The 9,256-nt window shown below is 64.3% G+C and carries 6 protein-coding genes; 5 read left to right on the top strand and 1 reads right to left on the bottom strand.

Annotated elements, in window-relative coordinates:
* The first annotated feature begins 231 nt into the window (after window positions 1-231).
* From CHB97_RS16655 to CHB97_RS16665, 3 genes are read left to right on the top strand one after another with little or no spacing between them, the layout of a single operon-like run.
* The gene (locus CHB97_RS16655) at window positions 232-657 is read left to right on the top strand and encodes a cytochrome c family protein (protein WP_244559575.1); all 426 of its coding nucleotides are present in this window, start codon (window positions 232-234) and stop codon (window positions 655-657) included.
* The gene (locus tag CHB97_RS16660) at window positions 654-1,904 is read left to right on the top strand and encodes a DmsE family decaheme c-type cytochrome (protein ID WP_200819989.1); all 1,251 of its coding nucleotides are present in this window, start codon (window positions 654-656) and stop codon (window positions 1,902-1,904) included. The genes CHB97_RS16655 and CHB97_RS16660 overlap by 4 nt, the downstream gene beginning before the upstream one ends.
* Window positions 1,901-4,426, top strand: coding sequence for an MtrB/PioB family decaheme-associated outer membrane protein (locus CHB97_RS16665; RefSeq protein WP_089289121.1), 2,526 nt, complete (start codon window positions 1,901-1,903; stop codon window positions 4,424-4,426). Before CHB97_RS16660 ends, CHB97_RS16665 begins: the two co-directional genes overlap by 4 nt.
* 19 nt (window positions 4,427-4,445) lie before the next feature.
* On the opposite strand, the gene CHB97_RS16670 is transcribed toward CHB97_RS16665, so the two are convergent.
* Entirely contained in the window at window positions 4,446-5,801 is a 1,356-nt protein-coding gene (locus tag CHB97_RS16670) for a DUF1329 domain-containing protein (RefSeq protein ID WP_160105941.1), read from the bottom strand.
* A 141-nt stretch (window positions 5,802-5,942) separates the two neighbouring features.
* Here CHB97_RS16670 and CHB97_RS16675 point away from each other — a divergent pair, with 141 nt between their 5' ends.
* A complete protein-coding gene (locus CHB97_RS16675; RefSeq protein ID WP_160105943.1) occupies window positions 5,943-7,508 on the top strand; it encodes a DUF1302 domain-containing protein in 1,566 nt (521 codons plus the stop codon).
* A gap of 1 nt (window position 7,509) precedes the next feature.
* The gene (locus tag CHB97_RS16680) at window positions 7,510-9,252 is read left to right on the top strand and encodes an ABC transporter ATP-binding protein (protein WP_089289123.1); all 1,743 of its coding nucleotides are present in this window, start codon (window positions 7,510-7,512) and stop codon (window positions 9,250-9,252) included.
* Window positions 9,253-9,256 lie beyond the last annotated feature (4 nt).

The raw sequence follows: 9,256 nt of genomic DNA on the forward strand, positions 1-9,256 counted from the left end.
GGGGGGTACGACGTACCGTCGCCGCATCAGCATATAATCACCATCCACCGGCTCCCAGGGCTGAATGCCCCGGAAAGTCACGCCTCACCCTCTCAGACGGATAGGGTGGCGGGCTTATTCCCGGTCCCTTCGATTTTCGCGCGAAAATCTTTCAAAAGTTTTTTCGCAAGGGACGGGAATAAACCGCACCGCCCATCCGTCACAGGTCCGGACCCAATGGGGAGAAGCCGGATGTTTGTGGGGAAGACGATGATGAAGGCCGCTGGAACGCTGGCCATGCTGCTGGCGCTGGGGACAGCCGGTGCGGCGCAGGCCGCCGGTGATGCCGCCGCTGGCGAACAGGTCTTCAAGCGCTGCGCCGCCTGCCACACGGTGGAAGCGGGCAAGAACAAGGTGGGACCCACCCTGTTCGGTGTTGTCGGCCGCGCGGCCGGGTCGGTGGATGGCTACAGCTATTCCCCCGCCGTGAAGGCCGCCGCCGCCAAGGGGCTGGTCTGGTCGGAAGAAACCTTGACCGCGTACCTGCAGAACCCGCGCAAATATCTGGATGATTATGCTGGCGATGCCTCGCTGGCCAACAAGATGCCCTTCATGCTGCCCGATGCGCAGCAGCGCGCCGATGTGGTGGCCTATCTGAAAAGCCTGGGCGGTAAATGATGATCGGCCGCCTGCTCCCCGCTTTGCTGCTGGCCTTCGGGCTGGGCGTTGCCGCCCAGGCCGAAACCGCCGGCATGACACCCGATCCCGCAGCGCTGCGGGCCGAAATGGCGCGCATCCATGCCGGCAAGGTCGATGACAAGGCCATGCTGCGCATTGATGCCGATATCGCGGCCCTGCATAGCGGCATGGGGGTGACCCTGCCGGGTGCGGGGGCAGGCCATGCCGCCGAACCCACCAAGCCGGTGGCGGAGAAGGCGCCAGCGACCTGGAAATGGCTGGATGGCATGGCCGCGTCGCAGGAACGCGCCGGCCAGACGGAGAGCAAGGCGGCGGCGGTAACCCAGGTTGCCGCCGCTGAACCCGTTGCGGCCCCCCCCGCACCGGCCAGCATCCCCCCGGCAACCGACCGCACCTTCGTAGGGCAGGAAACCTGCACCGCCTGCCACCAGCAGGAAAGCATGAACTGGGCCCATACGGTTCATGCCAAGGTCTTCAACCTGAACCCGCAGAATGACCGGCAGGCGCAGAATTGCGAGGCCTGTCACGGCCCCGGCTCGGCCCATGTGGAAGACCCGTCGGACCTGAGCAAGATCATCGCCTTTTCCAAGAAAAGCAAAACCCCGCTGCCGGAACAGAACGGCCAGTGCCTGACCTGCCATGAAGGCGGCCAGCGGATTTTCTGGCATCAGAGCATCCATGACAGCAATCAGGTCGGCTGTTCGGACTGCCATAACCCGATGACCAATTTCGGTTCGCGCGGGTTGACGGCCAAGGAGAGCATCAACGAGACCTGTTTGCAGTGCCACAAGGCGCAGCACGCCGAATTCTCCCGCCGGTCGCATATGCCGCTGCTGGAAGGCAAGCTGTCCTGCACCGACTGCCATAACCCGCACGGCTCCAACACCGCCCCGCTGTTGAAGGCCGACAGCGTGAATGAGGTCTGCTACACCTGCCACGCTGAAAAGCGCGGGCCGTTCCTGTTCGAACATGCCCCGGTGCGTGAAAGCTGCCTGAACTGCCATTCGCCGCACGGGTCGAACTTCGAAGCCCTGCTGACCGCCCCGCGCCCGGTGCTCTGCCAGCAGTGCCATTCCCAGTCCAGCCATCCCGGTGCCCTGCTGACGGCGGGCAACATGGCCGGTGGTGCCATGCCGGACCCCAGGCTGCTGGCCACCTCCTGCTCCACCTGCCACACCAACGTGCATGGCTCGAACTCTCCCTCCGGCTCCAGGTTCGAACGATGAGGAAGCGGCTGACATCTTCCCCCGCCCGCTGGCTGCTGGCAGCAGCCTTGCTGGACATGATGGATCTGGCTGGCGCCGCCCAGGCGCTGGCCGACAGCTCGGCCACCGGCTATGGCGGCCCCGGCAATGTGCTGAACCCGCAGGGCCAGCTTTACAACCGGGGGCGTGACGTTAACGGCCTGTCCGTGCTGGATGATGTGACGCGCACGCCCACCGGCCTGATGTACCCGTTGCCCTTCCTGACCCCGGAGATGAAGCAGAGCGAGGCCAACCCCGACTGGTGGGTGCTGCGCTGGGCGGAGGCCGGCTATATCGGCACCTTCGGCAAGAACAAGGGGGCGGCGGCGCTGAAGGAATATGGTGCCTGGAACAGTGGGCCGGTGCTGACCAGCATCGGCTTTGCGGCGGAGAACCGCAAAACCGCCCTGCATGTCTCAGCCCTGGGCCAGAATGTCGGGCGGGAGGATCAGTATTATCAGCTGGAAATCGGGCGCTATGGCGTGTTCAACACGCTCTGGTACTTTGATTCCATCCCCCACACCTATGCCACAACGGCCAAATCATTGTGGGATGGGGTGGGCAGCAACCGGCTGACCCTGAAACCGGGCCTGACACCGGGCAAATCCACCGCCGCCCAGGTCAATAATGTGGCGGCTGCCGCCGATGCGCTGACCTTGAAAATCACCCGCGAAAAGGCGGGCAACGCGCTGTCTTATACGGTGGATGAGAATACCGAGCTGTTCATGCGGGGCTCGGTGGAAATGCGTAACGGCACCCAGCCGATCAGCGCCACCTTTGGCTATCCGTTCCAGAACGGCGCCACCCAGATCGCCCTGCCGATCGATTACCAGACCTATGACATCACCGCCGGGGTTCGGTACAAGGAAAAGAATTTCCTGGCCAATTTCGCCTATGCCGGTTCCTTCTTCCATAATCAGAACCGGGAACTGGTCTGGGATAATCCGGGGCTGAATTCCATCAATGCGCCCGGCATGTATATCCCGCCGGTGGGCCGGCTAAGCCTGCCGCCGGACAATTATGCCCATAGTTTCAAGGGCGATGCGGCGCTGGTCCTCTCGCCTTCCTCCCGCCTGACGGGCAGCCTGTCTTATACGATGATGCGCCAGGATGATGATCTGCTGGCCCCGACCATCGGCAGCGGCATCATTGCCAGCGGGCGGGACAGCATCAATCTGGACCAGTGGAACAGCACCGGCGCCCTGTCGCAGCCCTCTGCGAATGCCGCCATCAATGTTCTGAATTACATGGTGCAATATCAGTACACAGTCTCCCCCGATCTGGGCCTGTCGCTGGAAGCACGCGGCCGGAACGAGGAGAACCGCACCAATTACGTCGCCTTCAACCCGCAGACGGGCCAATATGGCTACATCGCGATTGATGGCGGGCTGGCCCCGTTCATCCCATCGCAAAGCGGCATCTATCGCCCCGATCAGGCCGGCAGCCGGGTGCAGATACGGAACATGCCGTTCGCCAATGATCGTTTGACCCTGAAGGCCAAGGCCGATTACCGGCTGGACAAGCATCTGAAGCTGGACGTCTCCTACACCAACGATGCCGTCGACCATTCGGTACGGGAGGTGACGGACAGCAACGATCATATTGGCCGCCTGCAAGTTTCCACCACCGGGTATGAATGGGGCACGGCGCGCCTGTCCTATGAATATGCACGGCGGACGGGCAGCGATTATGTCTCCAACCCCTATGGCGCTTATTACTCCACCTCCCTGCCGGGTTACATCCCGGCAAGCTCTGCCGGTGATGTGGCCTGGGTGCTGTCGGACCTGCGGAAATTCGACATGGCCGACCGCACCCAGCATGTGGTGCGCGGCCAGAGCAATTATATCCTGAGCCCCCGCAGTGATCTGCAGGTGACCGGCAGCCTGAAGCTGACCGATTATGATGCAGCATATGGCCTGCGCTCCACCCGCGCCTGGGATGCCAGCACGGCCTATAGCTACCAGATGTCGGCGGCGACCAAGTTCACCAGCTTCCTGACCTATCAGAACCAGAACCGCGACGTTGCCAACATCAATGCCAGCGGCCAGGGCGTGACGGGGGAAGCCGGCGGCCGCGCCTATCCGCTGGCCAATGGCTGGACGGAGACGGTGGGGTCGGACATCTACACCGCCGGGCTGAACGGCCTGCATAGTTGGGGCGATTTCACCCTGAACCTGGATTATGTCTTCGCCCATGCCAAGACGGCGATGAATTACCGCTTCGCCAGCACCGAGGCGTTCTTCAATGTGATGAGTGCCGCGCAGGCCGGCAGCGGCTTCCCCGCCATCACCTATAACAGCCATATGGTGAAGGCGGAGCTGCGGCATCAGTTGACCGAGACCGTCTCCTACCGCGTGTTTTACCGCTTCAACCAGGAACGGGTGGTGGATTTCCACTATACCGGCCTGCAGGCGGGGACGACGGGGGACAACACCTATCTCGGCGTCCGGCCGGAGAATTACGCGGCGCAGACGGTTGGGTTCTTCGTACAGTACACGTTCTGAGCGGGGAGTGGCCGCCCCTTCACCGCGACCGGGCGGCCAGCGCTTCCGGGCTGAAATAGGTTGCCGGGTGGGGGGCGGTCAGTTGGTAATGCTGCGGGGCCTCGTTGAAGGCGAAGGTGAAGGCATAACCGCCCAGTTCAAAATCATGCACGAACTGGCTGCCGATCACGACGGCCGGCACGTCCGGCATCAGATACATGGTCGCCTGACCGAATTTCCACAGCTTGCCATTTTCATCCCAGCCATCGGCATAGACAGCCATCCAGGTGTCTTCATCCAGATAAAGCCGGCGGCGTGGCACCACATCATGCGCGCCTTGGGCCAGCGTGCCTTCCACCACCCAGACCCGGTGCAGCTCGTACCGCAGCGCATCCGGGTTGGGGTGGTCCTTGCCCAGCACGCCGGACAGTGGCAGCGTATAGAGCCGGTTGTTATTATAGGGCACATACATCTCCGCCTTGCCGACCAGCTTGAAGCTGTAATGGTCCAGCGCGCCGAAGAAGATGTAATATTCATTCTGCGTCATATAGCCGGCGGCATTGGGGTCCGGCACGTCATAGGAAATGGGCGGGGCCTTGCGCACCCGCTTTTCCCCCGGCAACAGCCGCCAGGCCGCCAGTTCCCGCCGTTTGATATCCAGCGACTGCCAGTAAAGATATCCCTCCCCGATACGCGAGGCCGGGGCCGTCGCCAGCCGGATGCTTTTGAAGTAATAGCCGTCCAGATCGGCCGGCTTGGCAGCGGGATAGTAATAGGGGAAATCCGCAATCTCCCGATAGGCGCTGGTCAGTTCAACCGCGCCGCCCGCCGGCACCACATAGGTGCTGACCGTCAATTCCCGCGCCGGTCCCCAATAGGCCAGCAGATGGTTCCACACCGCCTGGAAGCCGTCCTTCGGGATGGGGAAGGGGATGCCACCAATGGCACCTTCCACCCCATATTGGATGCCGCCAGCCGCCGGGCGGGCGCTGGTGGCATTGCGGAAAATATTGTCATAGACCGCCTGCGGGGCCGCCGCCGTGCGGTGGCTGGGATAGATATCCATCCGGTAGCCGGGATGGGTTCGGAACAATTGTTTCGCCCCTTCCGGCAACCGGTCGGCATGGTCCTGCCAATTGGCGGTGGTGATGGAAAACAGCGGCTTTTCCCCGGCAAACGGATCGCGCCGGGGGCCGCTGGTCACGGCATAGGAGGGATCGACCAGCCCGCCGGTCCAGGCGGGGATGCTGCCATCCTTGTTGCCGGCCCGTTCCGCCCCCACGGGCGTCAGCGTGGTTTTCAGCGCCGCTGCTTCTTGTTCGGAAACCTGTGCCCAAGCAATGGCAGAGGGAAGGCTGACCAGCAGGATAATGGACAGGACAGCGAATATTCGCATAGGGTTCGGCACCGGACGCCCTGTTCTCCGGCGTGTAGGCCGCAACGGCCCGTTGCTCTTGCCGGTTCTGCCCATGCGGCCCGGCGGCGGCGTCGGGCCACAGGGCGGGGCGATCATTACCCAGGGTGGGAAGTGACACAAGTGGCAACTCATTTCCGCCCGTCTTTGTCCCGTCGGATCAGGCCGCTGCTGTTGGGCTGTGCCTGCCTGCTGCCGGGCGTGCCGGCGCTTGGGGGGGAAATCTACAGTGCCGACGGGCTGACCATCCGCTGGGACAATATGCTGCGCTATACGCTGGCCAGCCGCCTCAACAGCCAGGATGCGGCCCTGCTGGCGGATTTGAACTGGGATGATGGCGACCGCAATTTCAAACCGGGCCTGATCTCCAACCGGCTGGATCTGGTCTCTGCCCTGGATATGGCCAAGGCGGATTGGGGCATCCATGCCAGCGCCATGGCCTGGTATGACCGGGTTTACCGCCAGGGTACGGATGCCGCCCAACTGCCCGCCGGCAATGCCTCGACCGCCGCCCCCGGCCGCTTCGCCCCCGCCGTGGCCGACCTTTACGGCCGCCATGCCGAACTGCGCGAAGCCTTCGCCTATGGCAGCGTCACCCTGGCCGACATGCCGCTGACCCTGCGGGCCGGGCGGCAGACGCTGCTCTGGGGGGAGAGCCTGTTTTATGACGCCAACTCCATCGCCGCCTCCCAGGCCCCTGTCGATTACACCCGCCCCATCGGCACGCAGAGTGCCTATAGCAGCGATGCCTATCGCCCGGTGGGGCAGGTCGCCCTGACCCTGCAGCCGACGGCCGATCTGTCCTTGTCCTTTTATCATCAGTTGGAATGGCGGCCGGCGCGGCTGTCGGGCAGCGGCACCTATTTCAGCTATCTGGATCAACTGGGGGCGGGTGGCGACCGGCTTTATATCGCGCCCGGCCGTTTTCTCTCCCGCGGGGCAGATGTCACCCCCTCGGCCAAGGGGCAATATGGTGCCTCCCTGCATATCCAGGCCGATGGGGTGGATTACGGACTCTATGCCCTGCGCTACAACGCCATGGACCCGCAATATCGCAGTTGGGTCCGCCCCGGCGCCACGGATGGCCGCGTCGGGCGCTATCAACTGGTCTATCCCGGCGGTATCCAGCTTTATGGCGCCAGTTTCAGCGCCGGCGCCGGGGAGGGCATGGTGTCCGGTGAACTGGCCTATCGCCGTCATATGCCGCTCTATCTGGCCAGTTCCAGCTATGCCGATACCGCTGGCGATAATGCCTTTGTCACGGGGCAGACCCTGCATGGGCAATTATCGCTGACCACCCCGTTCGGCCGCACGGCGCTGTGGGACAGCGCCGACCTGAATGCGGAGGCCACGTTTGACGCCGTGCTGGACCATCAGCCCACACCGGTCAGCCCGCAATGGAAGCCGGTGGCATCCAAGCTGCGTGTGCTGTTCGAACCCCGCTATTTCCGGGTGCTGCCCAACCTGGACCTGACCGTGCCCATCGGGCTGGGCTATAATCTCACCGGGCAGAGCCTCAGCTACCGGGTGCAGAATGAAGGGGCGGGCGACCTGTTCCTGGGCGTCACCGCCACCTATCGTTCCGTCTGGAAGGCCAGCATCAGCCTGACTCATTTCATCGGCTCCCCCGCCCGGCAATGGCTGGCCGACCGGGATTATCTGGCATTCACCCTGGCGCGGACTTTCTGAGATGCCGGATACAAGGGCGGCCATGCGGCTATGGGGGCGGCTGTTCGCCGATATCTGGCAGCAGTCGCGGGGCCGCCTGCTGGTCTGGGTGCTGGGCACCGGGCTGGTGACGGCGGGTACCCTGGCCCAGACCGAATTGCTGAAGCGCGTCGTCGACCGCGCCTTCGCCGCCAGCGTCTCCGGCGGGGAACTGGCGCTGCTGGCGGGGGCGGCCGTGCTGTTCGCCGCGCTGCGCGGTGTTGGCGGCTATGGGCAGATGATATCGCTCTCCGTGGCCGGCACGCGCGCCGTCTCCGCCTTGCAGAAACAGGTGGTGGCGCGGCTGATCGGGGCCGATCTGGCCTATCTTCAGGCCCGTGTCTCCACCGGCATTGTTGCCCAGGTGCAGCGGGATACGCTGCTGGTGCAGAATATGCTGGGGCCGGGGCTGGGGGCAGTGGGGCGCGATCTGGTCACCATGCTGGCCCTGGTCGGCTGGATGTTCTGGGTCGATTGGCGGTTAAGCCTGTTCACTTTCATGGCGCTGGCGCTGGGCGCCTTGCCGATCCGCCAGTTGGGCCGGCGTGCCGCCGCCCATTCCGCCACGCTGAATGCGGAAATTGTTCGCATGGCGGCGCGGCTGGGCCAGTTGCTGCAAGGCATCCGGCAGGTGAAGACCTACCGCATGGAAGGGCCGGAGGTGGCGCGCGCCTGGGCCGCCATGGACCGCACCACCAATGCCTATGCCGGTGAAATCCATGTCCATGCGCTCTCCACCCCCTTGATGGAGCTGATTGGCGGCATCGGGCTGGCGGCGCTGATCCTGCTGGGCGGGGCGGGCCTGTCCGGTGCTGGGCCGGGGGCCGGCACGCTGGTGGCCTTTACCAGCGGCTTCGTCGCCATCTCCCTGGTGCTGCGCCGGCTGGCCGCTGCCATGGTGGCGCGGCGCAATGCCGATGCTGCCCTGGCCCGGCTGTTCGATCTGGCCGACACCGCCCCGGTGATCGCGCAGGCGGCCGACGCGGTTGACCTGCCCCGGCCGCAGGGGGCGATCCGCTTTGAACAGGTGAATTTTGGCTATGGGGACGGCCCGGCGACGCTGACCGGCCTCAGCCTTGATATCCCGCCGGGGGCCAAGGTGGGGCTGGTCGGTCGCTCGGGGGCCGGCAAATCCACCCTGCTGAACCTGATCCCGCGTTTCCATGATCCGGATGCCGGCCGTATCCTGATCGATGGACAGGATATCAGGGGCGTCACCCTGTCCTCGCTGCGCCAGCATGTCACCCTGGTCAGCCAGGAAAGCGGCGTCTTTGACGATACGATCCATGCCAACATCGCCTATGGCTGCCCCGGTGCCAGCCGGGATGCGGTGCGGATGGCCGCCCGGGCCGCCCTGCTGGATGAATTTATCGCCAGCCTGCCCGATGGCTATGACACGGCGGTGGGGGAGGGTGGGGCCCGGCTGTCGGGCGGCCAGCGCCAGCGGCTGGCATTGGCCCGCGCCATTTTGAAGGACGCCCCCATCCTGCTGCTGGATGAGGCCACGGCCTCACTGGATTCGCTGACCGAACGGGCGGTGCAGGGCTTTCTGGACGGCTTCGCCCAGGGCCGCACGACGCTGGTTGTCGCCCACCGGCTGCATACGGTGAAGGATGCCGACCTGATCCTGGTGCTGGATCAGGGGCGTCTGGTCGAACAGGGCACGCATGACGCCTTGCTGGGCAAGCAAGGCATCTATGCAACCTTGTGGCAGGGGCAGCAATGATCGC

Source organism: Azospirillum sp. RU38E (assembly GCF_900188385.1).
Taxonomy (GTDB): Bacteria; Pseudomonadota; Alphaproteobacteria; order Azospirillales; family Azospirillaceae; genus Niveispirillum.